The organism is Paraburkholderia polaris (genome assembly GCF_012927345.1).
Taxonomy (GTDB): domain Bacteria; phylum Pseudomonadota; class Gammaproteobacteria; order Burkholderiales; family Burkholderiaceae; genus Paraburkholderia; species Paraburkholderia polaris.
The window spans coordinates 1-25070 of record NZ_JABBGJ010000036.1 but is presented as its reverse complement, the minus strand read 5'-3'; the positions used below and the strand labels follow the sequence as shown (position 1 = coordinate 25070).

Below are 25070 nucleotides of genomic sequence, written 5' to 3'. Positions count from 1 at the left end.
TATGAGTGGTCGGTGGTGATCAGATGCGGCGCGCCATGCGCGGGTCCAGCGCGTCGCGCAGTGCATCGCCCAACACGTTGATGCTCAGGACTGTGAGGGAAACCAGGATCCCGGGATACAGGATCAGGCCCGGCAGCATCATGAAGTAGCCCCGGTTCTCGGCCATCACATTGCCCCAGGATGGAATTTCAGGCGGAATGCCGGCACCCAGGAAACTCAGGACGGCTTCGGTCAGAATCGCGGACGCAAAGATATAAGTGCCCTGGACGATGAGCGGCGCCAGTGTCGATGGCATCATGTGACGCCACATCAGTGCCGGCACGCGGGTGCCGAGGATTAGGGCGGCCTCGACGTAGGGCTCATGGCGCACGCCCAGGATGACGCTGCGGACCATGCGCGCCACGCGTGGGATCTCGGGAATACTGATCGCGACCAGCACAGTGAACAGGCTGGCACCCGAGAGCGTAACCAGCGCGATGGCGAGCAAAATGCCTGGAATGGCCATCATGCCGTCCATCACGCGCATGACGATGGCATCGGCTGGGCGGAAGTAGCCTGCCATAACGCCGATGAGTAACCCGATGCCCACGCTAATGGCCACCGTGCCGAGACCGACCGCTAGTGAAACGCGCGTCCCATAGATGACGCGAGAGTAAACATCGCGGCCAAAGCCATCGGTGCCCAACAAGTGCGCCGCTGAGATTGGCTTGAGGCGCTGCGCCGAGTCCAGCAACGATGGGTCGGTCGTGCCCAGCCAGGGGGCGAATACAGCAAGGGCCACCAGGAAAAGCAGCACGACTAGGGCGACCATGACGGGCCCGCTGCTCAAGGTGCATTTTATCTGCGCTAGCCAGGGTGAGGCAGCGCCCGTGTCAGGTACGGCGGCGGGCTGGGCGGTGGAGGTGCGCACGGGACGGTGTCAGGTAAGGTTAGTAGCGGATGCGGGGATCGAGCAGCGAATACAGCACATCGATGACGAGATTGATGAGCACGTAGAGCATCGAGAAGAGCAGGATCAGCGCCTGGATGATCGGATAATCGCGCGCCAGCACGGCCTCCAGCACCAGGCGTCCCAGGCCGGGGACGTTGAACACCGATTCCGTTACCACCACACCGCCGATCAGCATGGCGATGCTCACGCCAATGATGGTGACGATGGGCACCGCCGCATTGCCCAGCGCTTGACGGATCAGCACGGCAGCTTCCGTCATGCCTTTGGCGCGGGCCGTGCGGATGAAGTCTTCACCCATCACCTCGATCACGCTGGTGCGCACAATACGCGCGATCAACGCGATGTAGGCGGTGCTCAATGTCAGCGTCGGCAGAATCAGCCGCTCGATGAATGGCCACAGGGCCGCCGATATCGGTTGGTAGCCCTGAACGGGCAGCCATCCGAGCCAACGGGCAAACAGCAAGATCAACACATAGCCGATGATGAAGCCCGGCACCGAAAAGCCCACCACAGAGGCAGCCATCACTAGACGGTCCAGCAATTTTCCTTGCTGCCAGGCGGCCAGAATTCCAACTGGAATGGCAAGCGCGACGGCAATCACGATGGTGCCGATACACAGCGCCAGCGTCGGACCGAAGCGATCGGCGATCATGCCTGCTACTGGCAGGCCAGAAATCAGCGACGTACCCAGATCACCTCGCAGCAAATGACCTATCCAAACGATGAACTGCACCATGACCGGCTTGTCCAGTCCCATGCTTGCGCGTATGGCATTGAGCTGTTCCGGTGTGGCGCCATCCCCGGCGAGAATGATGGCCGGGTCACCGGGAGACAGCCGCAACAGCGCAAAGACAATGACCGCCACCATGGCCAGCACGGGGATGGCGGCCAGCAGACGCCGTAACAGAAAAATAGGCATGGTTGAGGACGCAGTGAAAGATTGGAACGTAACGACCGGTGCCTGTCGACCCGTACCAGGCACCCCGGCCAACAATTACTCGCCGGTCTTGGTCATGTTCCAGAACACCGGGACCGAAGCCGCCACCTGATTACTCACGTTCTTGCGCTTGGCGGTCACGACCGAGCGCTCGCCCAGGGGTATGACGACCACGTCGTCAATGACCAAATGCTGGATTTGCGTTGCAATCTTCTTTTGTTCGGCTAAGTCGCTGGTACGAGCCAGCTTGAGGCGCAGGGTTTCAATAGCTGGCACGTCAGGCCACCCGAACCAGGCCGCCGGACCGTTGGCCGCCACGGATTGGGAGCCCACCGGGTCGGCCACCGAGGACAGCGGTGTGAAGGTGCTGAAGATTCCCCAACCACCCTTGGAGGCGGGCTCCCTGGACGCGCGGCGCACCGTGACGGTCTGCCAGTCCATCGCCTGCAACTGCACTTTGAAGCCGGCCTTGCGCAGCGCCTGGGCAATCACGGGGGGCATGGCCGCCAGCGCCGGTACATCTGTCGGGTCCAGGAGCACAACCGGCGTGCCGTCATACCTGGCTTGTTTGAGCAGTTCGGCGGCCTTGGCGGAATTGCCCTTGCCTGGTGTGTCGTCATCCACGTCGGTGGCTAGCAGGCTACCGCAGCCGAACACTGACGGACAGGTCCGATAGTACTTCGGGTTACCACCCTGTGCCTGCAGGACGTCCTTCTGGTCAATGGCGAGCAAGGCAGCTTGGCGGATGAGCTTGTTGCTGAATGGCGGCTGCGTGAAGTTGAGCCTGGCGAGGTTCTGTTCGCCCTGCTCCTTGTATTCGGTCAGCGTGACGTCCGGGCTGTGTTCGAGCATCGGCATCAAGTCCGCTGGCACGTCCTCGATGAAGTCAACCTCGTTGCTCATGATCGCGTTCATGGCCGTCATCGGGTCAGGCATCGTGACCCATTTCACACGATCGACCTTGACGACCTTGCCTCCGGCCAGCCCGCTGGCCGGTTCGCGCCGCGGAACATAGTCCTTGAACTTCTCGAACACCGCCTGCACACCCGGACGGTATTCGCTTGCAACGAAGCGGAACGGGCCTGAGCCGATGGTCTCCGTGATGGGCTCGCCTGGCGGCGTTTGCGCGACGCGCTTGGGCATCATGAAAGGCGCGAGATTGCTCGGCCTGGACAGGGCGCGCAGCGCGATGTCCGTTGGTTCCTTGAAGGTCATGCTGAAACTCTTCGCGTCAACCACCTTCATGCTGGCCATAAGGCTGTTCATCACCTGGCCAAGCTTGTCCTGACTGGCCCAGCGCTGGATCGAGGCCACGCAATCGTCCGCGGTGACAGGCGTCCCGTCATGCCACTTAAGACCGTCACGTAGCGTGAACGTGTAGGTCTTGCCGTCAGGCGAGACAGTCCATTTCTCCGCCATTTGAGGCTGCACCTTGTGGTTCGCATCGAGCGCCAGCAAGGTGTCGTAAACCATGTAACCGTAGTCACGGACGATATCAGCAGTGCTAATGACCGGGTCCAGTGAGCGCAGGCTCGCCTGCATGACAGCCGTAATCGTCTGGGCCTTCGCTGTGGCGCTGCCCAAGGTCAAGGCCATGACCGTGATGACGGCGCAGGCGGTACGGCGGATGTTTGATGTTGGCTGAAGCACGGTCTCGCTCCTTATTGGTTCGACCCCGGAGAAATATATGTGCAAATTGCAACAGTTGAAATCTCCGCTAGAATCCATTTGCACGAAACGTGCCATCGTGGTGAAAACCCCATAAACAAGGGCGAATCGGGTACTTTCAAGTGGAAGTGAACACGCTGCCATGTACATAAAGTGGGCAGATTCGCACAAGGAATGTGCATCACGTACAGAAAAATCGGCGGTGCACCGCCTCTGGGCGAAACACTGACGTTAGGCGGGCGAAAGGTCATTGCTGGATATTTTTCGATCCCGTTCACGTCCTGTTGCCAGCGTGAGACATAACAAAATTTTCTTCACCTAACCGTTTCAGCTTGCGCTATTTTTCTGAACTTCGATTTGGCCGCGACAGCGTATCCGGTCGAAAGCGTCAGCGTCTTGAGGCGCACAGGAATGGCGAGAACAGCGTTTGGTCCGTTCTTGCTCGTAGCCGGTTGGCCGGGGTAAGTATTTTACATAGCATTACTTACGATACTTGCATCGAACAATCGAAATCAACGGGGTCACGCTCACCACGGGAGCGATAGATCCTTACTCAAATAAAGTGAAAAACAGATGAAACTGAAAAAAACCTCGGTGGCCTTCCTCGCGCTTAGCGCGCTCGGTAGTGCCGCGCACGCGCAAAGCAGCGTGACCCTGTATGGCATCGTCGACGCAGGTATCCTTATCAACAATAACGTCAAAGGTTCTCACGAGTACGCGCTCTCTCAAGCGTCGTCGTCGCGCTGGGGCATTAAGGGCACGGAAGACCTGGGCGGTGGTCTGTCGGCGATCTTCGACCTCGAGAACGGATACACCACCGGCACCGGCGCGCTTAGCCAGGGTGGCCTCCTGTTCGGCCGCAAGGCTTTCGTCGGATTGAGCAGCCAGGAATGGGGCACGGTAACGGCCGGTCGCCAATACTCGGTGAGCAATGATTTGACCTCCACGTTCGCGTCTGGTGCTGACTGGGCGGCTTCCGGCCTCGGCTACGGCACGCGCGCGAGCGATGTCGACAACGTAGATACCTCGAACCGCATCCAGAACTCGATCAAGTACGTGAGCCCGAACTACAGGGGCTTGCAAGCGGGCGTGCTGTACAGCCTGGGCGGCCAGGCAGGCAATTTCTCGCAGAACTCGGTAGTGGACGCAGCGGTCTCTTATTCGAACGGCCCGCTCAACCTCGGCGCCGGCTATACGTTCGTCAAGGATCCGTATTACGCGACTTTCGGCAATCAGGGAAATTCGTCGACGCCGTCGTCTTCCGCCGCGGGCGCGAACGACAATATCAACAATAAAATCTTCGGCGGCTACGCGTCAGCTGGTTCGCAACAGATCATCGTGGCGGGCGGTTCGTATGCACTCGGTCCGGCGACCATCGGCCTGGTGTACTCAAACACGCAATTCCAGAACCTGGGTTCGGTCAACGCCGTCGGCGCGATCGCCGGCCCGAAGTACACGGGCGGCACCGCGACCTTCAACTCGGGCGAAGTCAACCTCAAGTACCAGGTGAACCCGGCCCTGCAACTGGCGGGAGCGTACATCTACACGCACAACAGCGGCGCGGACGGCTTGGGCAGCGCGAAGTACAACCAGTTCAACCTGGGCGCGACCTACACGCTGTCAAAGCGCACTTCGCTCTACGCGATCGGCTTCTACGAGACGGCTTCGGGTATTGATTCAACCGGCAAGCAGGCCGTTGCCGATCTCTACAGCAGCGCCTACTCGGCCAACAACCACCAACTCGCCGGTATCTTCGGGATCACCCACCGGTTCTAATCAGGAGACCGGTCGCTCTTGAGCGACCGGTGTCTCGGGCAGGCCTGCCGCCGACTACGCGCGCTGGGTATCGGCCGCGAGATTGCGAATACGCATACCCTCGATCATCCGCTGACGTAGAAGAGTCATGGCAGGACTCCTTCCGGGATGAACAGGTGCGGTGAATTGCACTGTCATCGTCGCACCCGGAAAGGAATGCCTGCGGCGCCGGCCACGACGGGGTTTGTATCGCCGGCATTCTATCTTCCATCTATTACTGCGACACAATCGATAAAAAATTCTATCTTTTGACTATACCAATGGATAGTGTTTCCGATCGTCAATGTCTAGCACACTCAGTTGCAAGCGGCGATGCTCTGAAACGCGGCCCGCCGTCCACGAGAAGTGCTGAAATGTGCGAGGAATCGCTGCGTCGGGGCCGCGCCGGCAAGGTCATGCGCGCGATTAGCATCCTCGACACCGTCCTCCGGGATCTCAATACGCGCACGCATCGCTTGTCTTGCCGCTTCACAAGTATCTGAGTGCGGTCGAACTCGATGCCGTGCCCGCGTACGCGAACGGCGGGTATTACCTGGAGGGCAAGACGCCGCAGATGCTCGGCGACGAATAGCGAGCTATGTCGAAATGGGGTTCAAGGCGGTCAAGATGAAGGCTGGACGCTTGTCGCCATCCGAACACGAGGCCTGCGTGCGCGCCGCGCGCGAGGTGATCGGCCCGGACTCCGCTGATGATCGACATCGATAACGGCTAACGCGACGTGACCGAGGCGCTTCAATACGAGCGCCGCTTCGAGCAGTACACCCGTACTTCATCGAGGAGCCGCTTTCGCCCGACGACATGGATAACCACGCGCGTCTCGCGAAGCTCTCGCCCGTGTCCATCGCAACGGGCGCAGCGATTCGTATGGTCTGCAAAGCGACCTCAGCGGCGCTACGCGGATTGATGCCGAAGGTTTGGCCGCGGCACAGCAAAACAAATTCATGGAGACAAATATGCAGCCTGGAAAATATCGCTATGTAGTGGCCGGCCTTTTATTTACAGCCGGCGCGATCAACTACATGGACCGCGCAGCGCTAGGTATCGTCGCACCGATCGTCGGCAAGTCGCTTCATCTGTCGCCCTCGCAGCTCGGCATCGTCTTCAGCACTTTCTTCGTCGGCTACTCTGTTTTTTCGTTTCTCGGTGGCTACTTTTCGGACAAGTGGGGCACCTTGCGCGTCTTCACGTGGGCGATGACTGTCTGGTCGCTGTTCTGCGGGCTGACCGCAGCGGCTACCGGTTTTGTATCGCTGTTGATCTACCGGATATTCTTCGGCATTGGCGAAGGGCCGATGAGTTCAAATACGAACCGCACGATATCGAACTGGTTTCCGCGGCACGAAGCGGCGACGATGATCGGTTTTACCTTTTCCGGGCAGACGCTCGGCAATGCGATCGCCGGGCCGGTCGTCGGCCTGATCGCGCTGGCCTTCGGGTGGCGCGCGTCGTTTGCGGTAATCGGGATCCTCGGGCTGGTGTGGATCGTGTGCTGGCGCCTGTTCGTTACCGAAACGCCCGCTCAAAGCCGTCGCGTCGGCAATGAGGAACGGAAACTGATCGACGAGAGCCGTGCGGTCGCTGAAGCGCGCAACGTCGAAGAAGACGGCATGACGCTTGGTGCGTATCTGCGCCGTCCAAGTACGCTTGCGCTCGGCGCGGGCCTTTTCGCCGTGAACTACACGCAATACGTGTTCATCTCCTGGCTGCCGAGCTATCTGACCAACGTGATGCATCTCGACCTGCGGTCGATGAGCATCATCACATCGATCCCATGGATCTGCGGTGCGCTCGGCTATTTCGGCGGTGGTGTTATCGGCGACTTCATCTACCGCCGGATGAACGACCCGATCATGGCACGCAAGCTCGTGGCAACCATTCCGCTTGCTCTATCGGGCGTTGCAGTGCTTGGCATCACGTCGGCCGGTTCGCTAACCGCGGCGGTCGCACTGATTGCGGCGGCGCTGTTCTTTCTCACGGGCTCTTGCCAGTCGATCTGGGCAATCCAGCACGAAATACTCCCGCTGCACCGGCAGGGCGGTGTCGGCGGCTTCATTCATTTCCTGAGCAATCTGTCCGGCATTATCGGTCCGGCACTGACGGGGTTCCTGATCCAGTATTTCGGCGGCTACAGCAGCGCATTTCTGTTTGGCGCGGCGATCGATTTCGCTGGCGTCTTAGCGATGGTCCTGTGCATACGTGGTCAACTATCGCTGCCTGTTGCTGCAACGTCCGTCGAGTGACCTTGATCAGCTGCATCAATCCGACCGGCGTGACGCGCCGCAGTTCGATAGACGATGTCTACATACGCGCAACGATCTCGACCCAGTTCGCGCCGCGACCGCCGCAACTACGTGAGCACAGCGCCAGTGCGCCCGAATCCGTGTCGATGCTGAACAGCGAGACGTGGGTCGACTTCTCGCCGCAGACGACGAGAAAGCGGCCGGACGGATCGATGCAAAAGCCGCGCGGTTGCGCTTCGGTTTCGACGTGGCTCACATGTTCGAGCATGCCGTCCGGTCTCACGCGTAACACGAGGAGGCGGTTTGTCGTACGCTCGGAAATATAGATGAAGAGGCCGTCGGGACGCACATGGATATCCGCAGCCCAGATCAGCGATGTGAGCGTTGCGGGGTCGGGCTGGGGTTCGGTCGAGGGAGGTCGTGCGAAACCATCGTTCAAACCGGCAAGTACGCTTGCACGTGGGGATACGCCGTGCAGTGCCAGCGTGCCGTTAGCGGTGTCGCGCCGGAACACGGCAACGGCCGCGCGAAATTCGCTTAACACGTAGAGCCATTCTCCGCCTGGCGACAGCCGCATGTGACGCGGGCCGAACCCGGTGTCAAACGATACGGTGTCGACCACCGTAAGCGGCTGCGCCTGGTTCTCATCGATCGCGCAGCACAGTAGCTCGTCGTTGCCGAGAGAGGTCGCATAGACGAAACGGCTGTCGTCCGATACAACCACCGCATGCGCGTTTCGAACGCCGGAGAGCGTTTGGAGCGGTGTGCCGTCACCGGCTTCCAGCCGCGCGAGACTGTACACGATCACTTCGTGGCCGCCGTACGACGCGCCGAACAGAAAGCGGCCAGAGCGGTCCGTCGCGATCGACACCAGGCTCGCATTGATCGCGATGCGGTATTCGTCGGCGAGGTGACCGGTGCGCGTATCCAGCGTGCATTTCACGAGCGACGGCGAGGCACCTCGCGTTGCTGCGTAGATCGCTTTTTGGTCAGCGGACAGCGCGAGCGGCATCACCTGGGAGCCGATCTCATGCCGTTCGCCGGCACGCAACGTTGGCGTCGATGTGTCGAACTCGTAGGTCGACAGGTCGCCGTCGGCTGAGTTCGAGACGAGTACCGTGCAGCTTTTCAAAATATCCACGATGTTTAATCCGATGGAAATTGCGAATGGTGGTCGGATTCAGCTCCGCTGGGACGCAGCGCTATTACGTACCAGTTCGCGCATGCGCATGACGGCGGCATGCGGCGCCGTCAGCACCGGCACGGAGATTTTTTCGCGCACCTGTGCGGCTGCGCGCGAGGTCGAGAAGTGCGCCAGCATGACGACATCGCAGTCGGCCAGCTCGGGGGCCCGTGCCGCCACGAGAGTGTTGTGGCGCTCTACATTGCCTCGGCGCAGTTCATCGATGGCTTCGTCGACCAATACCGTCTTCAGTTCGGCCTTGCTGCCAATCTGGGCAACGTAATCGTCGAACTCCTCGGTCATGGTGACAACCGCGGGTCCGAACGTCGCCAGCATGCCAATGCGCAGACCATAGGAGACAGCCGCCTGAAACATGGCCTCATTCGGCTTTAGCACCGGCACCGGCAGCTCCGCCGCCAGGCGATCGATAGCGGGACCGAATGCAGAACAGGTGATGAGGATGGCATCTGCGCCCATGTCGTAGCCGTACCGGCCAAAGCGCACAAAGCGCTCTATCAGCGACTCCGAGAGCTCGTTCTCGCGGGCACGATCGATGGTCAAGCCATCGTCGAGCAGGTTGATGGTCTGTGCCTCGGGCCACACTTCGGCGAAGGCACTATGAATCGGTTGCATGGCGACGGGGGTGGCATGCAGCAAAACAATTCTTGATGTCATTTGTACTCCATTCACAAGCGGGTTCACCAGCGGGCTGTCAGGCCATTGCGTTCGTAGATCGTTTTCGCGTAACCGCTGGTCAGCACTTTGAGCAGGTCATGTGCCACTGGCCGGTCCACGGAAGCGCTGCAAATGCCGACGCTCAGCGAGACAATCTGCTGTATCTCCGCGGGAAACGGACCGACAATGTCGATGCCGTCAACCGCACTCAATTCGCTGATTTGCTGGATCGCGATATCCGCTTCGCCACTTACCAGTCTTTCCGCAACAAGGCCTTTGTCGATAGGCGTGGCCCGACGGTTGATCTCTTCAAGATGCCCATGCTCGCGCAGCAGTTGCTGCAAATAAATGCCGCTCGCGCCGCTCAATGAATACGCTACGGAACGACTCTTCAACAGGGCGTCGAAGAAATTCTGCACGGAAGAAATATCCGGGCGCGGCGCCCCGCGCTTCACTGCCACGCCAATGGAAGATTCGACCAGAGGCAGGCAATGTCGCGCAGCGACCCATCCTGCGTCGACCATGTTTTTCATCGCGCTGTCAGTCACGATGATCGCATCGGCCGTGTCGCCCTTTCTCAGGCGCGCTTCGATGACCGTAGTAGGATCCCAGCCTATCGTCGCATCGATTCCGTGTTCGCGAAGGGCAGCGATCATGCCGTTGTCAAATGCCGCGCGGACGGCCAGCGCGCTGAACAAGCCGGCCTTGTAAGCATCAGTTTGCATGGGTATTCCCTGTACCGTTAAAAAGTTCGCGTTGCCGGCCTATTTGCTCGGCGAACGCATATCCACTTTGGAAGTCGCCGGTCGCCCGAACAGGACCGCAATGACAGCAGAAATCACGAGCGTCGCGCTGACGAAGTAAAGCCCCGAAGAATAATTGCCTGACAGGTCGCGCAATTTGCCGATGACCATCTGCCCTACCGTGCCGCCTATCGAGCTTCCTACCGAATTGATCAAGCCGATGCCTGCCGCGGCAGCCGAGCTCGAAAGAAATAGCGTCGGCATGCTCCAGAACGGCGGCTTCGCTGCATTGATACCGAAATTGGCGACCGACAGGGCTATCACCAGCACCAGCGCGGAAGCCGCCTGGCCGGCGACGACCATGCCGAGCGCGCCCGCGAGGCAGGCGATGGCGACATGCAGACGCCTTTCGCGCTGACGATCGGAGCGCCGGCCCCAATAGACCATGCCGACGACCGCAACCAGATTCGGGATCGCGTTGATGACGCCCAGCTCAACGAAGCTGAAGCCGAACTGTTTGAGCAGCATGGGTGCCCAAAAGCCTATCGCGTAAAGCCCCATCGACGTCCCCGAATAGACCAGCGCAAGAAGCCAGACGCGGATATCCTTGAACGCAACCCAGACGTTGGAGGCGCTCCGCGCCGCTTTTTCCGAGTGCTCTTTTTCCAGCTCCTGAGTCAACCAGCGCCGCTCATCCTGTTCGAGCCACTGTGCGTCTTCCGGCTTGTCGGTCAGATAGACGAGCGCAATACATCCCAGCACAACGGTGGGAAGGGCTTCGACGATAAACAGCCATTGCCAGCCATGCAGGTGAGCAACACCATTCGTGTACTGCAGCAGCGCGCCGGAAATCGGAGACCCGATCATGTTGGACAATGGCGCCGCCGCCATGAAGATCGCCGTCACGAACGCGCGATGACGCGTCGGATACCAGAAGCTGAGGTACAGAATGACCCCAGGAAAGAAGCCTGCCTCCGCGACGCCAATAAAGAAGCGCAGCAAGTAAAAGCTCGTGGGATTCGTCGCCAGGGCATTCGCTGCGGAAAGCGAACCCCAGGCGAGCATCATCAAGGCAATCCAGCGACGGGCTCCAATGCGATGCAGGGCGATATTCGACGGCGTGCCGAAGAGAAAGGTGCCGATAAAGAACACCCCGGCGCCAGTTCCGAATACTGCGTTGGTGAAGCCGAGATCGTGATTCATCGTCAGCCCCGCGAACGCGACATTCACGCGATTCAGGAAGCTGAGGAAGTACAGAATGATGAGGAACGGAATGATCCGCCGCGACACCTTGCGGATCGTTCTGTGCTCCAGTGTGGAGTGGGCGGCTATTGAATTCGTCGTTGCCACAGTCGTTGTCTCCTTGTTATTTGTTCACGCAGGGTGCTCGTGACAGATGCCCGCCCGTTGCATCGGAGCGCTACCAGCGCGCGCCGAACACCGTGCGCAGTTCCTCGAGCGCAGCGGCGTCGAGCGGCGCCGGACGCGGGTTCGACATCAGCCACAAACGCGCGGTCTCTTCCAGCTCTTCGATCGCATACGAGGCTTGTGACACCGAACGCTCCCACACGACCGGCCCGAGCCGCTCCAGCATCACGCCGCGCACGCTTTCGGCCAGTGCCGCAATCTGTTGCGCGACCTGCGGGTCGCCGGGGCGCCGGTAACGGATCAATGGCACGTGTCCGACCTTCATCACGAAGTAAGGCGTGATCGGCGGCAGCACGTCGGCTTCGCTCCACACGCCCGCGAGCGTCAACGCGACGAGGTGGGTCGAATGCGTGTGGACGATGCCGCGCACGTCGCGATTGCGTGCATAGACACCACGGTGCAGCGCGAGCGTCTTCGACGGCCGGTCGCCGGACACCAGGTTCCCGGCCAGATCAACCTTGGCGATCTGGGCCGGGTCGAGCCGGCCCAGACAGGCGTCGGTTGGCGTAATCAGCCAGCCGTCCTCGAGGCGCGCGCTGATATTACCTGCACTGCCCACCGTATAGCCGCGCGTGTACAAGCTCGCGCCTGTCACGCAGATTTCTTCGCGGATCTTCGCTTCTTCGCTGGCGTGAACGGCGCATGGCACGGGACGGGTCATCGCATGCCTCCGTCGAGCTGGTGCAGCGCCTTCGCGAAGAAGTCGACGGTGCCGAAGTTGCCGGACTTGAGCGCGAGCGCGAGCGGAGATTCGCCGATTGTCGCCGTCGCGGGCACGCCCGGATCGATCTGTCTGCCGATGCGCAGCATCTTGACGCCAAGCGCCTGAACCACCGCGCCCGATGTCTCTCCGCCTGCGACCACGAACTTGCGCACGCCCAGTTCGCGCAGGCCGCGCGCGATCGCGGCAAGCGTGCGTTCCACCAGGTGCCCCGCCTCGGCTGTACCCAACTCGCGTTGCACGGCCTTGACGTCCTGCGGGGTGGCCGTGGCGTAGATCAGCACCGGCTGCGGGACGCGCGCAGCCATATGCTCGCGCGCGAACGCCAGCGCGCTCTCGACGACAGGTTCGCCGCGTGCGGCAGCGAGCGGATCAATGCGGAACGCCGGCCGGCTCTCGCACCAGGCAGCCACTTGCGCGTTCGTGGCCATCGAGGCACTGCCCGCCAGAACAGCAGACCCGCCTTCGATGGATGGCAGATCGCCAGCACCCGCCGCATCGGCGAGCAAGCCCGCACGCCGGTAATTTTCTGGCAGACCCAACGCAATGCCGGAACCCCCGGTGATCAACGGAACGTCCGCGCAGGCTTCGCCGAGCGTGCGAATGGCCGCATCCGAAACCGCATCGGCGATCGCGATACGAACGCCCTCGCGCCGCAACACGTCGATCGACGCGCGTACAGCGTCCGCGCCTTGCGCAACGGCGTCGTAGCGCACCAGGCCGACCTTCGAGCGCGTTTGGCGCTGCAACACGCGGACGAGGTTGGCGTCGGTCATTGGCGTTAGCGGGTGATGCTCCATGCCCGATTCGTTCAACGGCGCATCTCCGACAAATAGATGCCCGCGATAGACCGTGCGGCCATTTTCCGGGAATGCCGGGCAGGCGATCGTGAACGGCGCGTCGTCGCCTACCGACAGGGCGTCGAGCAACGCGTCGGCGACCGGGCCGATGTTGCCCGCGTCGGTCGAGTCGAAGGTCGAGCAGTACTTGAAGAAGAACTGGCGGCAGCCCTGCGCACGCAGCCAGTCAAGCGCGGCGAGCGCTTGCGCCACGGCCGTGGCCGCATCGACCGTGCGCGACTTGAGCGCGACTACGAGTGCATCCGCATCGATCGGATCGCTGCTCGCAGGCACGCCGATGGTCTGCAAGGTGCGCATGCCGCCCTGCACCAGCGTGCAGGCGAGGTCAGTGCCGCCGGTGAAGTCGTCGGCGATGCATCCCAGCAATGGACGTGGGGAGTGAGTAAGCATGGAAAAGCCTCCGTGAACGGCCATTTTAGCGGCACCTGATCGACATGTGTTAATATTTGATAACTTATTTTAACATCGTGATACATTGCGTTAACGCGCGCTGCCGACCTGCTGCCGGATTGATTTCTCCGGGCGCGCCGCCGGAAGCGCTCGCGCTGCCGCCCTGTCGACGACATCGGGCTCCGTGGATTGAAAAGTCGGGCTCCGCGTCCCCTGCCCTGAGGATGCTGATCGGCGCTCTCATCGGATAAGATAGCGACCGCCCACGATTTCAATAGATGTCCGTCCCGCGCTTCAGAGACCGATCCATGTCGAGCCACGCCCCCCCCGATTCGAGCGAAGCCCCTCTGATACCCGATCAGCGGCGGGAAGCCATGCTTCGTCAATTGCGGCGGGACAAGGTCCTGTCGGTCCAACAGTTGATGGCGGCGTTCACCTGCTCGCACATGACGGTCCGACGCGACATCGCGGCGCTCGAACAGGCGGGCCTCGTTTTTACCGTCCCGGGCGGCGTGCGCATCGCGAGCCACCTGGGCAGCGAGCCGAGTCACCAGTCGAAGTTCACTGTCGAGCAGCCGCAGAAAAAGGCGATTGCGCGCGATGCTGCGCAAAGCCTGCGGGCCGGCATGACGATCTACCTCGACGCGGGCACGACGATGCTGGCGATCGTGCCGCATATCGTTGCGCTCAGCGACATGACGGTCATCACCAACGACTTCGAGATTGTCCGCGAGCTATCTGGCGCAACGCATGTCAGCGTGATCCATACTGGCGGCCAACTTGATCATGCGAACCTGTCGAGCGTCGGCCCGCTCGCCGCCTCGACGCTGCGTCAGGTCGTACTCGACGTGGCCTTCATTTCGGCGAGTTCGTGGGATCTGCGGCGTGGCGTGACGACGCCGTCTGCGGCAAAGGTGGAAGTCAAGCTGGCGGCTATGGAAGCCGCGTCGCGCACGGTGCTGGCAGTATCGAGCTCGAAGTACGGCACCTTTGGCCTGTACAAGGTGGCGGCGCTCGAACGCTTCGATCTCGTCATCACTGACGACGGTCTCGCGCCAGCCGCGGCGCTCGGCATGCGGCAGTCCGGCGTCGAGCTCGAGCTGGCGTCGGTCGGTTGAGCCGAGGCGAGGCGATGCGGGCGCGAGGCGAACGTTCGCCGTCAATCTACGGCGCTGCGGCGTTGACCTCGACACGATTCGTCGACTTTTAGGCTTGATCATCCTCTCCGCAGTGAAGCGCATCGTAGACAGCGATCCGGTGCGGCTCGAGGCAATCGTTGCGCGGGCGCAGGCGCTACGCGGCGGCAAACCGGGATCTGGGGTTCAAGGTACTTCGATGCCGGGGCAACTCACCGCTTAAATTAGGTATCCTGATATATGGGGTGTTCTCGCGCGCGTGCCGTTCGACAACTTGTCGATACCACCAAGCGTACTATTCAAGAAATAATCGGGTGTCTATTTCTCAAAACTGCCACTTCATAGGGCCTCGCTGCCATGTCACGCTTTACCATCGAAGCCGTCGCGGTCGATCACGCTGCCGGCGTCGAGATCACACATCACGAGCACGATAGCGGTCAGCTTTCGATCGTATTGCGCGGCACGATGATGATTATGGCCGAGGAAGGATGGTGGCTCGCACCACCGGGGCTTGCGGTGTGGGTGCCATCGCAGGTCGTCCACGGCGCGCGCTACAGCGAGTCGTCGTCGCTCATTCATATCCGCTTTTCGCCGGTGCTCGCGGCGCCGCTGCCGGCTCGCTGCAAGCCGATCGTGGTCTCGGACCTACTGCGGGAACTGGCGCGTGAAGCAGTGCGCTTAACTTCGACGGATGGCAAGGCATCGACGCTCGATCTCGTCGCCCGGTTAATGGTAGTGCAAGCGCGGCAGCCCGCGCGTGGTCCCGGACTTTTCGTTCCGAACGGTCACGATCGCCGGTTGCAGCACGCCATCGACATTCTGTGCAAAGATCCCGGCAGCAACATCAATCTTGACGAGCTGGCGTTGCTCGCGCATACGAGCTCACGCACGCTCGCGCGTCTGTTCCACACCGAGACCGGCATGACCTTTGGGCGCTGGCGAGAACATTTGCGGATCGTGTGCGCAGTGGACCGGCTCTCGCGCGGGTATTCAATTACACAAACAGCTCTCGAACTCGGCTATCAGAGCGCGAGCAGCTTTACCACCCTTTTCACGCGGCTGCTGGGCGCGCCGCCGCGCCGCTACATGCAGCTGATGCGCGAGCGAGATGGCGCAGCCGTCGAGCCGCAATCGCCAGCAAAGGGCTGTTCGCCCGCAGCGTGAGCAATCGCGACGGCTTTGACCGCTAAACACAACATGGCAGCCTTGCATCAGAAAGTGGCAGGATAAAGAAAGAAAGTTCTGGTCGTTCGTTCAATAATGCGCCCATCGCTTCGGCCATGGTGGCCAGTCCATTTCCAGAGTTAGCCTTGACATCATCCCTCAAGATAGTCGGCATCGCGGGTAGCCTCCGCGCCGCGTCCTATTCGCAAATCGTCCTCAAAGCCATTGCACGACTGCTCCCCGAGGGCACCGAAGTCGACACGCTCGATATCGGATCGCTGCCTCACTACAACGAGGACGTCGAGCGGGAAGCGCTTCCGCATAGCGCGGCTTCCGCGCGAGCACGGGTCCAGGCGTGCGATGCGGTGATCATCGTGACACCAGAGTTCAACCATGGGTTGCCCGGAGTGCTGAAGAACACGCTCGACTGGCTATCACGCCCGGCATTTGGCAGCTGCATGCAAGGCAAGCCGGTTTTCTTTGCGACCCTGTCGCCGGGAGCGCTCGGAGGTGTACGCGCCCAGTACCAGGTGCGCGAAACGCTCGCGTCCATGCTTTGTCGCCTGGTGTCGCTGCCCGAGATTGCGATTACGCAGGTCGGCGCGAAGGTCGCCAACGGCGAGTTGAACGATCAGGCGACGCTCGACTTCATCGCGGGACCGCTGCAACAGTTTTTGAATGCGACTATGCCCGTGACCGCACCCTAGAGGGTAAGCGTTCCGCGCCCGCGAGATCCCCTCATGAGGACCGGCGCAACCCGGCCGGATGACGATCCCGCGGCGATCCTCCCCCGGATCGTGCGAACGGCTTTCACCGCACTAGTGGCTTCATACCGAGCCGTTGCCAGCTCCGCATGCACCAATAGGAGGTGGTCGCGTAAAATCGGGAGATAAAAAAGACGAAATCTCTCTATCACGGCCATCGCTTCCCGGCGGCGGTGATCAGTTGTGCCGTTCGCTGGTATTTCCGGTTTCAGTTGAGCTTGCGCGACATTGAAGCTCTGCTGTTCGAGCGCGGCATCGTGGTGAGCTACGAAAGCGTGCGCCGCTGGTGCGATAAATTTGGCGCGGGGTTCGCGTATCGCGCCAAGGCTGTGCGACGCAAACCGGGCAGTACCTGGCATCTCGATGAATTGTTCGTGAGGCTGCGCGGTGAACCTTATGTCCTGTGGCGAGCGGTCGACGAGCACGGCGCCGAACTCGATATCCTGCTGCAGAAGCGGCGCGACACGGCCGCAGCCGAACGATTTTTCAGGCGCGTGCTTCGTTCATGCACGGTGCCGCGCAGGATCGTCACCGACCAGTTGCGCAGTTATCCGGCCGCGAATTCCAGGATCCCCGAGCTGGCAAACGTCCGACACGCGTTCGTCAAGGCTGCAGCCCGCGGGAACAATCGGGCCGAGAATAGCCATCAACCTACGCGTGAACGTGAGCGGCGCTTGCGCGGCGCGACCCAAAGCGCACCCAGGTGTTTCTCTCGAGCTTCGGACCGATCCGGCAGCACTTCGCGCTCAAGCGACATTTGCTGCGCGCTTCTCTCTACCACAAACAGCTCGCTCAGCGTTTTGACGCATGGCATCGTTTCACCGAACTCACCCAGAATCCGTCAGCCGTCTGAGCAAATGCGCGTCCTCTGTAGATTTGCGCCGTCGATCAGCCAACGTGACAATGCCTGTCGGAGGCCTGTTTGGCTGAAGTGCAGACGTTTCTCCGGCGTCCTTAATTTCCTTTGTAGATCGTCTGATTCAGGTGTGCGAGTTCGCCGTCCCGTTCGACCTGATACAGCTGGCGCTCTACGTCAAGGCGCGTCAGACCGCTCGGGGCTCCGGATTCAGATTGTCCGTTGGTGTCCATACCCACACCGTTGTCGGTGACGCTGTTTAAATTGTCGTTTGCAACAGCGGGTGGCTCTTGTGTGCCGGAAGAGACATCCTGTGCAAAGGCGGGCGCCGCGCAACTCATGATGGCCACGGTTGCTGCAATATAAGCGATTCGGATCATGATCGACTCGTGCTAAAGAACTGTAGGGTGTCGGCGGGGATTGAAGATTTGGTGCCGAATTTCGGTCGCACAACAGGATCCGAGTCTACTCGGGCAATCGTGTCGCAAAGCTGACGCGCAGATGGCACTATCGCCAGGCAAGGGCGTTGTCACATTAAAGTGTTCGCGTCGCAGTAGTGCGATGGACAGAGCTTTCCTTAAAAGCCGGACGGATTTTGGGTAAGCTCGGTGAAACGATGCCACGCGGCAAAGCGTTCGCTGAGTTGTTTGCGGTGGAGCGACGCACGTATTAGATGCCGCTTCAGTGCGAAGTGCCGCCGGATCGGTCCGAAACTCGACAGGAACGCTTGCGTGCGTACTGTCAACTTAAGCAAATCGGCCTTATGCAGGTCCCACCCCGATGGCATTTTTTTCGGGCTCGCCGACGCCCATCCATAGCCGCGATAACGGCTCGAATTGGAAGTCGACTCCCACTTTTGGCTGAAAAATTCTCGCCAATTCCGTTAAGTTGACAGTACCTAACAGACAGATCACCTGCGTGCTTGTTGACATTATTATTGTTGCGACGTTGACGGTTTTAATGCGGGCGGCGCCGACGAAATCCAAAAGTTTCGGCCATACTGACGCTCACGTCACTGCCTGGAGGCAAATTCATGGGTTTCGATTTCAACGATAAACGCGTCGTCGTCGCGGGGGGCTCGCGCGGCATCGGCCGCAGCATCGCGCTCGGGTTCGCGCAGGCAGGCGCCGCCGTGTCCGTCTGTGCACGTAACCTCGAAGGATTGAAAGCGGTCGAGGCCGAGCTGGCCGTCTATGACCACCCGGTCCATACCGCACCTTGCGATCTCGCTGACGGCGAGGCGATCAGCGCTTACATTGCGGCCGCCGGCGAGGCGCTTGGCGGCATCGACATTTTGATCAACAACGCGTCCGGTTTCGGAGGCGGGGATACCGAAGCCGGCTGGGAGGCCGGTATTCAAGTCGATCTAATGGCAACGGTGCGCGCGGGTCATGCCGCATTGCCGTTCCTGCGGCAGTCGGCCAACGCCGCCATCGTCAATGTGACGTCCATCTCAGCGCTGCGTCCGTCGTCACGTACCCAGTCTTACGCGGCGATCAAGGCGGCGGTCATGCACTATACGGCTTCCCATGCGCTGACGCTCGCGCCCGATCGGATCCGTGTCAACGCGGTCGCACCCGGCTCGATCGAATTTCCCGGCGGATCGTGGGAACAGCGCAGGACTTCCGATCCCAAGCTGTATGAACGGATACTGAGTTCGGTTCCGTTCGGCAGGCTCGGGACGCCAAGCGAGGTCGCCAGCGCGGTGCTGTTTCTCGCCAGCTCGCACGCGGGCTGGATCACAGGCCAGACATTGGTGGTCGATGGCGGCCAGGTGTTGACGTAGGCACCAATACGCACACGGGGACAGGCACGGGTTCGCCGCGGAACGTAGGATTCCTGCTGCGAGAGAACAAGCAGCGAACCCCGTGGTTGCAGTTCCACCGTGCAACTCGATTGTAGAGCGGACGGGCGCCGTCTCGGAAAACTTGCGCCCTACCGCTGCACCTGCTGCATGCAGCGGGCCGCGCCCGCCCCCTTTCCGGCCGTTGGAGCTAGCGCGACTTGAACGGCGGCTTCCGCGGTCTGGGGGTCACTTATGTCCTGCACTTTCAAATTCTGATGCAACGCATTCGACCCATCGCGGCTTCCCTCGTCTCTCAGAACCGCATCACGTAGTGTTGACGCTCGGCCCGGTCATTGCACAAGAAGTATTGGCGAGTGAGTCCCTCGCCAAGATGAACGTCGATATTACAGTTATCAAATCAACTCGACCGCGTCGTTGACTCGCACCGTCCCGATCTGTACAGGTTCCGCGTAAACGCCGATGTTGCCACCGTTATTCTGGTAGATCGCCTTGAGGACAGCGATGTCCCTGGGCAAGTCTCCCTGTGCCAAGGTAGTCATCACACATCGTTGAGTCGGCTGTTTTATCTTTAGCACAACCTGGCCTATGCGCACGGTTCGACCCACCCATGCGTTTTCGACAAAACCTTCCTCGCCATCGGTACGGATGACAAGATTTGGGCGAAAGCGACGGCTTTCGATGCGACTATCAGGCACCGTTTTCCGTAGCGCGTCGATGGTCGACGTCGTCAGGATATGGATTAGACCGATGTCGAAAAACGTCCCCGGTGGAGAGATCTTGTCGAAAACGAAGTCGTGGTCGGACACGCCCTCGACGGTAGGCACAAAGCCCTCGAACCCTTTGTCCGATTCGTCGGGCCGCACCAGACGCACGGCTTTGCGCAGCGCCGCAGATAGCGTTTGCTCTGCATCGCCGGATGTGGAGTCGATCACATCGCCGTTGGGCAAAGTGATATAGACCGGTGGCACGTCCTGGGACGAAGCCGGGGGCGCCGTGTAACGGGCACGATAGGAAAACATCTCCGGCCACTTTTGGGGATGCTTCGCATTGACGAGCTTATTGGTCTCGACATCGATAAGCGAGTAGGCGCGATCGCCCGCTACTCCGCGCTTCGTAACCTCGACTGAGTTGAGTTCCTCACCCATCATTGACTTGACGGGATATCGGTGAATCGATGCAACAGCGGCTTGGGACAGTGACATCGCACAGGCTTCCTATTCTTGCGAGGCCGGAGCGCCGCGCTGAAATGCATCGTACTGGCTTAACACCTTCGAGACGTGGGAAATCTTGCAGCGGATTCTGCCAAGCCGGCGTTAAATTCTGCCATGTGTGGTCGTGAGCACCGCATTTGACGTTGACCGCTCAGGACCGCAGAACGACCAACTCGCTCGCACAGACAAAGTTCGACGAATCAATCACAGTGTCAAAGATCGGGGTTCAAAAAATGGGGATGGTCATAGATCTTCGGCAACATCTCGGTAAAGCCGACGTTCGAAATTTTGTATGAGCTCGCATTCGAACGGTCTTCGATGGCCGGGCCCGGAAGTCGCTGGTCAGTCCGCACTTCACGGGCTTCGACCGATACCAAGCTTCCGAACCCAACCCAACGCGGACGCTGGACCAGGCGCCATGTAATCGGCAGCTTTCTGAGTGCAGAAGCGGTCATTCATTCCTTCGAATCGCTAAACGTGCAAGCGCAAAAGACCATTCTACGACTGGCAGGCGCTGCTCCTGCTTAGGAATGGATGTCTCCCACCTGCGTATGACCGGCTTCCGGTAACGGATCCCGCAACATCGTCGCCAAGACTCGAACACTTGCTTCCTGGATGCCTCGAGGTATCCAAACGTATAAGCGCACTATGTTCACGTAGAACTGCAGCGACCGCTCGTAGAATAGTTTTCTTAGAGCCGTCCGTCTATCTTGATTCCATAGACTTAGCGATTTCATTTGAAGATCGGCCATGTCAAACGTTCTGCATAACTGCGTTTATATCGGTAGCAACGCGTACGACGAGTACACGTTCGTCCCCTGGCTGAATAAGAACGTGTATCGCCGGACTGTTGAATTTAGCAGCATCTGTATCCAGTGAGGGCCACGATGAGGACGAACGCAAGAGATTTGCTCGAGCCGCGCCGAGATGATCCAACTCCCGCAGAACTGCGGAGCATGGGCGCGAACATCTTCGCCGTCGACGTCGCAGATCAACACGAGGGCTGCTGACATGAACGCGCTCGAAAAGTGGCACAGCCGACCGCTGCAGGTCCGTGTGTTGGATCGTTGCGATGAATGCGGCGAGTTGAAGGAAGACGTTCGGAAACACGTGAGCCTTTGGCCGAACATTACCGCCGTCTGCTGTGCGAAGTGTTTCACCGAAATGACCGAGGAATGGAGCGGATTTGCAGTTTGCCAGCAGCCAACGATGACCGGAACGAGATGAACCCTTCAGCATCGGCGACGAAGGGCGCCACGGCCCCGTTGATGGCGAATGCACCCGCTAGTCACAGATAGGGAGATTGCCATGCTCACATATTCGATCCGTTATCGCGATGTCTGCGGCCGTTGGTCGGTTGCGTTCGTACAGGCTGTTTCACAGTTCGACGCTGAAGCGATTGCAACCTGCCGATACGGGGCTTTCCATTGTGTCAGCCGTTTCGGCTGACAGGCACAAGTCCCGCGCATTGGTCAGCCAGCGCGCATCACTCCACGCACTGGTTCGGTCGCGTCGGCTTACTGGCCGAAGTAAATCGGCTTCATTCCGTCATGGTACGACGTCGGCTGAGCCGCGCCCGATGCCGATGAGCCACCTGCTACGCCACCCACACCGCTGGTGTCGGCAACCGGAGCCTGCGCAACGGCGCTCTGTGCCGAAACGCGAGCCTCAGCCGCCTGAATTTCGGCAGGATACGTCGTGTTATCGCGGGCGGCCGGGTTGTAGCCGGCCTTTTCAAGCTGAACCAGTTCTGCGCGCACTTCCGCGCGGGTCTTCGGCGCGTTCGACTGAGCAAAGGAAGCAACCGGAGCGACAAGTGCTACAGCAACAACAACGGCTTGTATGAGCGATTTCATGATGTTTACCTCGACATTTGGTGATGCGGTTACGAGCACCTATGTTCGTTACCAATGACCACAGTTTAGGTAAGCGCACGCTTAAGATTAAGAGGCATCGGAGGAAAACAATATTGTCAAATTAGGGGATAACCCTAATTTGGCATGAGGCGACGCCATGAAAAAAAGCCCGTCATGCCTAAGCATGGCGGGCTTCATGACAAACCGCGATGAAGCCGGGAAGACGGGACCCACACGCAGTACCCGTCTTCTTCCTTCCTTCAATAGCCTGCCAGCAACATCAGAACTTGTGGCGCAGACCGAGGCTGACCAGTTCCTGCGAGTTGGTGCCCGGGTAGCCGTACGAGCCCACCGAAGCCTGCGCGCCGACCACCGCCGTGCCGTCCGCATTGAGCGTCTCGCCGCTCGCGTGCTGCCATGCGCTGACCAGATAGACGTCGGTCCGCTTGGACAGGCTGTAGTCCGCGCCCAGCGAAACCTGATGGTACGTCGCGCCCGTATCGCCGCTCGACTTCGTGTAGCTGTAGCCCACACCGACCAGCAGGGCAGGCGTTGCCTGGTAGTTCAGGAAGCCTTGCCCGGTGTTGAACTTCTCGGTCGAGCCGAACACCGATTGCGAGTCCGCCTTGTATTGTGAATTGCTATAAGCTGCGCCGAACGTGAAACGGCCGGCGTCGTATTGCGCCGCGATGCGGGCAATGTTGATCGACTTCGCGGTCTGGTAGCCCAGGTTGATCAGCGAGCCGTCGAACGTGCCGTCCGACGTACCGCCCCATCCCGTGCGCTGTGCGGTTGCAACCGTCGGATTGTCCGCAACGAAGTAGCCACCGGCCACCGAGATCGGACCGTTGTTGTACGCAGCAGCGAGCGACCACGTCTGGCCCGAACCGGTTTGACCTGCTACGCCGCCCAGTGCGTACATGCCTTCGACCTGCAGGCCTGCGTACACTGGCGACACGTACTTGATTGCGTTGTTGGTGCGCGAGCTGTTGTCGTAATTGTCGACGTCGCCGGCCGTTGCGAAGATACTGCCGAAATAGTTATCTTCAGTAATGCCTTGAACCATATCGACCAGCGGGTCGTATTGACGGCCGAGCGTCAGCGTACCGAACTGATCGCTAGCAAGACCCACGAATGCCTGACGGCCGAATTCGCGGTTGCCTTGTCCCAATGCGCCGGTAGTCGGATTAAAACCGTTTTCCAACTGGAAAATCGCCTTCAATCCACTGCCGAGATCTTCCTGACCCTTGATGCCCCAACGCGAGCCTGACAGATCGCCGTTGCTGTTGTTGCCTACCGACCACACGTTTTGACCCGTTGCGGTCGCGTTGTGAACATACGTGAGCGCCGTGTCGATCGTTCCGTACAGCGTGACGCTGCTTTGAGCGTGGGCGGTTCCAGCGGCAGCGAAGGCGGCCAGTGAAATCAGGCAAGTCTTGCTGAATTCCAATTTACTCTCCAGGTAGATAAAGACAGATGCGAATAAGGCACAAACAGAAAGCGCGCAAACGGACTGCGAGAGGCGTTGCGTTTCGGTCTTTCAGAAGCGTTGCCTGATAAAGAGAACAGGCAGCGCATGAGCGACGCAGAGGGCAATTCTTCGTTTGGCATTTGACTGGACTGACGCGCATAGAATGGCGCTCAGTCCGACGCCATTGGACGCGGACAAAATGCGTTGAAATACCGCAAAGGCAACAATACTGTTTGTTGGCTTCCGAAACAATGCACGGAGATTGAAAGTGCGTGCGGTGGCCTTGGCGTGCCGCGATATTGCAATAAGCTCATTGCGAACGGCCTTTGCACCGATTAGCTTTAGCGTTTTACGTCAGCGGTCAGTAATGTAGCGATTTCTATTTTTACGTTATGACTATGCTCACAACCGGTTACGAACGAAACAATGCGCATCGGTTGTTGTGGAGGCGCTACAGCGGGTCGTCCATAAGTGCCAGCGGTTGCGCAGCGGGTCGCGCGATCAGTGGCTTCATGCCGTCATGTCGGGGCGCCTGATGTGGCGCTTGATGTGGCGCTTGATGTGCGACATGATTGTCCGCCGCCCTGCGCCTCTTCTTTAGTGTTTTCGACGAGTACGAGACCCGCCAATGGCCTTCCCAATCATTAACAGCGATGGACGCGGCTTTTTGCGTTGAGCCTGACGATGATGCTGACTCGCTCGCTCAGATGTTTGTCGGTGAAGCCAACGGTGTCGCCAACATGCCGAACAAACGCACCCTGCGACGGATGGCGCGACGATACGCTGCTGCTATTCCTCTACAAGCCTGCAGCATAGGGCGACCGTGGCGGCCGGTCCGCAGCGCCCGGCATCACCGTTGAGATTGCATGCTTGAATGAATTGATTCAACGAACTTCTAGTGTTCCGTCCCAGAAATAACTTTGCATAGCCGGGCCACTTTCTGGAGAATGGAATCGGCTGTCGCGGTCCATACGAACGGACGCTTGTGCTGGTTGTACTGCTCGGTATAACGCTCGATGCTGGCGATGAGCTGGCGCACGTTTCTGAATGACCCGCGACGGATCGCCTGTTGCGTAATCAGGCCAAACCAGCGTTCAACCTGATTCAGCCAGCTCGAGTAGGTCGGCGTGAAATGCATGTGGTAACGCGTATGCCTGGCGAGCCACGCCCTGACCCTCGGATGCTTGTGTGTC

Annotated in this window: 22 protein-coding genes and 3 pseudogenes; 9 read left to right on the top strand and 16 right to left on the bottom strand. The window is 59.9% G+C overall.

The window, feature by feature from the left end:
• Positions 1-19 precede the first annotated feature (19 nt).
• The 3 genes from HHL24_RS29550 to HHL24_RS29540 form a co-directional block, all read right to left on the bottom strand.
• Positions 20-910, bottom strand: coding sequence for an ABC transporter permease (locus HHL24_RS29550; protein ID WP_407947536.1), 891 nt, complete (start codon positions 908-910; stop codon positions 20-22).
• Between the two features lie 19 nt (positions 911-929).
• Positions 930-1871: an ABC transporter permease gene (locus HHL24_RS29545; protein WP_169488875.1), complete on the bottom strand. Its 942-nt coding sequence runs from the start codon at positions 1869-1871 to the stop codon at positions 930-932.
• A 75-nt stretch (positions 1872-1946) separates the two neighbouring features.
• A complete protein-coding gene (locus HHL24_RS29540) occupies positions 1947-3485 on the bottom strand; it encodes an ABC transporter substrate-binding protein (protein WP_169488951.1) in 1539 nt (512 codons plus the stop codon).
• A 645-nt stretch (positions 3486-4130) separates the two neighbouring features.
• Between HHL24_RS29540 and HHL24_RS29535 the strand changes: the two genes are divergently transcribed.
• The 3 genes and pseudogenes from HHL24_RS29535 to HHL24_RS29525 all read left to right on the top strand — a co-directional run bounded on the left by HHL24_RS29535 (position 4131) and on the right by HHL24_RS29525 (position 7612).
• Complete coding sequence (locus HHL24_RS29535; RefSeq protein ID WP_329606762.1) at positions 4131-5333, top strand: porin; 1203 nt, start codon at positions 4131-4133, stop codon at positions 5331-5333.
• Positions 5334-5722: 389 nt separating this feature from the next.
• Positions 5723-6221: pseudogene (locus tag HHL24_RS29530) on the top strand (enolase C-terminal domain-like protein); the annotation flags it as partial.
• A gap of 104 nt (positions 6222-6325) precedes the next feature.
• On the top strand, positions 6326-7612 hold the full coding sequence (locus HHL24_RS29525; protein ID WP_169488874.1) for an MFS transporter: 1287 nt from the start codon (positions 6326-6328) through the stop codon (positions 7610-7612).
• A gap of 58 nt (positions 7613-7670) precedes the next feature.
• Here the strand turns inward: HHL24_RS29525 and HHL24_RS29520 are convergent, their stop codons facing one another.
• The 6 genes from HHL24_RS29520 to otnK all read right to left on the bottom strand — a co-directional run bounded on the left by HHL24_RS29520 (position 7671) and on the right by otnK (position 13612).
• Complete coding sequence (locus HHL24_RS29520; RefSeq protein ID WP_329606761.1) at positions 7671-8753, bottom strand: lactonase family protein; 1083 nt, start codon at positions 8751-8753, stop codon at positions 7671-7673.
• A gap of 39 nt (positions 8754-8792) precedes the next feature.
• Complete coding sequence (locus HHL24_RS29515; RefSeq protein ID WP_169488873.1) at positions 8793-9470, bottom strand: aspartate/glutamate racemase family protein; 678 nt, start codon at positions 9468-9470, stop codon at positions 8793-8795.
• Between the two features lie 23 nt (positions 9471-9493).
• Positions 9494-10195 (bottom strand): substrate-binding domain-containing protein, encoded by a 702-nt coding sequence (locus HHL24_RS29510; protein ID WP_169488872.1) that lies wholly within the window; start codon positions 10193-10195, stop codon positions 9494-9496.
• Between the two features lie 39 nt (positions 10196-10234).
• Positions 10235-11563 carry an MFS transporter gene (locus HHL24_RS29505; protein WP_329606760.1) on the bottom strand — a complete coding sequence of 443 codons (1329 nt, stop codon included), beginning with the start codon at positions 11561-11563 and terminating at the stop codon, positions 10235-10237.
• 70 nt (positions 11564-11633) lie between these two features.
• Positions 11634-12302, bottom strand: a complete 669-nt coding sequence (gene otnC / locus HHL24_RS29500) for a 3-oxo-tetronate 4-phosphate decarboxylase (RefSeq protein WP_169488871.1) — start codon at positions 12300-12302, stop codon at positions 11634-11636.
• Positions 12299-13612, bottom strand: coding sequence for a 3-oxo-tetronate kinase (gene otnK, locus HHL24_RS29495; protein ID WP_169488870.1), 1314 nt, complete (start codon positions 13610-13612; stop codon positions 12299-12301). The genes otnC and otnK overlap by 4 nt, the downstream gene beginning before the upstream one ends.
• A 374-nt stretch (positions 13613-13986) precedes the next feature.
• Between otnK and HHL24_RS29490 the strand changes: the two genes are divergently transcribed.
• The 4 genes and pseudogenes from HHL24_RS29490 (at position 13987) to HHL24_RS29475 (ending at position 17529) form a co-directional block, all read left to right on the top strand.
• On the top strand, positions 13987-14730 hold the full coding sequence (locus tag HHL24_RS29490; RefSeq protein ID WP_230417618.1) for a DeoR/GlpR family DNA-binding transcription regulator: 744 nt from the start codon (positions 13987-13989) through the stop codon (positions 14728-14730).
• A 375-nt stretch (positions 14731-15105) separates the two neighbouring features.
• Positions 15106-15912: an AraC family transcriptional regulator gene (locus HHL24_RS29485; protein ID WP_169488868.1), complete on the top strand. Its 807-nt coding sequence runs from the start codon at positions 15106-15108 to the stop codon at positions 15910-15912.
• Positions 15913-16058: 146 nt separating this feature from the next.
• Positions 16059-16619, top strand: a complete 561-nt coding sequence (locus HHL24_RS29480) for an NADPH-dependent FMN reductase (protein WP_169488867.1) — start codon at positions 16059-16061, stop codon at positions 16617-16619.
• A gap of 182 nt (positions 16620-16801) precedes the next feature.
• A pseudogene (locus HHL24_RS29475) lies at positions 16802-17529 on the top strand (IS6 family transposase).
• A 101-nt stretch (positions 17530-17630) separates the two neighbouring features.
• Here HHL24_RS29475 and HHL24_RS29470 read toward each other — a convergent pair.
• The gene (locus HHL24_RS29470) at positions 17631-17912 is read right to left on the bottom strand and encodes a hypothetical protein (protein WP_169488866.1); all 282 of its coding nucleotides are present in this window, start codon (positions 17910-17912) and stop codon (positions 17631-17633) included.
• A gap of 197 nt (positions 17913-18109) precedes the next feature.
• A pseudogene (locus tag HHL24_RS29465) lies at positions 18110-18268 on the bottom strand (IS6 family transposase); the annotation flags it as partial.
• Between the two features lie 297 nt (positions 18269-18565).
• Between HHL24_RS29465 and HHL24_RS29460 the strand changes: the two are divergent.
• Positions 18566-19318, top strand: a complete 753-nt coding sequence (locus HHL24_RS29460; protein ID WP_169488865.1) for an SDR family NAD(P)-dependent oxidoreductase — start codon at positions 18566-18568, stop codon at positions 19316-19318.
• Between the two features lie 413 nt (positions 19319-19731).
• Here HHL24_RS29460 and HHL24_RS29455 read toward each other — a convergent pair whose 3' ends face one another.
• Together HHL24_RS29455 and HHL24_RS29450 are read right to left on the bottom strand one after the other, a co-directional pair.
• Complete coding sequence (locus tag HHL24_RS29455; RefSeq protein ID WP_169488864.1) at positions 19732-20541, bottom strand: MOSC domain-containing protein; 810 nt, start codon at positions 20539-20541, stop codon at positions 19732-19734.
• 221 nt (positions 20542-20762) lie between these two features.
• Positions 20763-21005: a hypothetical protein gene (locus HHL24_RS29450; RefSeq protein ID WP_169488863.1), complete on the bottom strand. Its 243-nt coding sequence runs from the start codon at positions 21003-21005 to the stop codon at positions 20763-20765.
• A 556-nt stretch (positions 21006-21561) separates the two neighbouring features.
• Between HHL24_RS29450 and HHL24_RS29445 the strand changes: the two genes are divergently transcribed.
• Entirely contained in the window at positions 21562-21777 is a 216-nt protein-coding gene (locus HHL24_RS29445) for a hypothetical protein (protein ID WP_169488862.1), read from the top strand.
• Positions 21778-22067: 290 nt separating this feature from the next.
• Here the strand turns inward: HHL24_RS29445 and HHL24_RS29440 are convergent, their stop codons facing one another.
• The 3 genes from HHL24_RS29440 to HHL24_RS29430 all read right to left on the bottom strand — a co-directional run.
• Positions 22068-22406, bottom strand: a complete 339-nt coding sequence (locus HHL24_RS29440; RefSeq protein WP_169488947.1) for a DUF4148 domain-containing protein — start codon at positions 22404-22406, stop codon at positions 22068-22070.
• 280 nt (positions 22407-22686) lie between these two features.
• On the bottom strand, positions 22687-23856 hold the full coding sequence (locus tag HHL24_RS29435) for a porin (protein WP_230417617.1): 1170 nt from the start codon (positions 23854-23856) through the stop codon (positions 22687-22689).
• Positions 23857-24772: 916 nt separating this feature from the next.
• Positions 24773-25070, bottom strand: a 298-nt coding sequence (locus HHL24_RS29430) for a transposase (RefSeq protein ID WP_206002839.1), incomplete at its 5' end; no start/stop codon positions are given.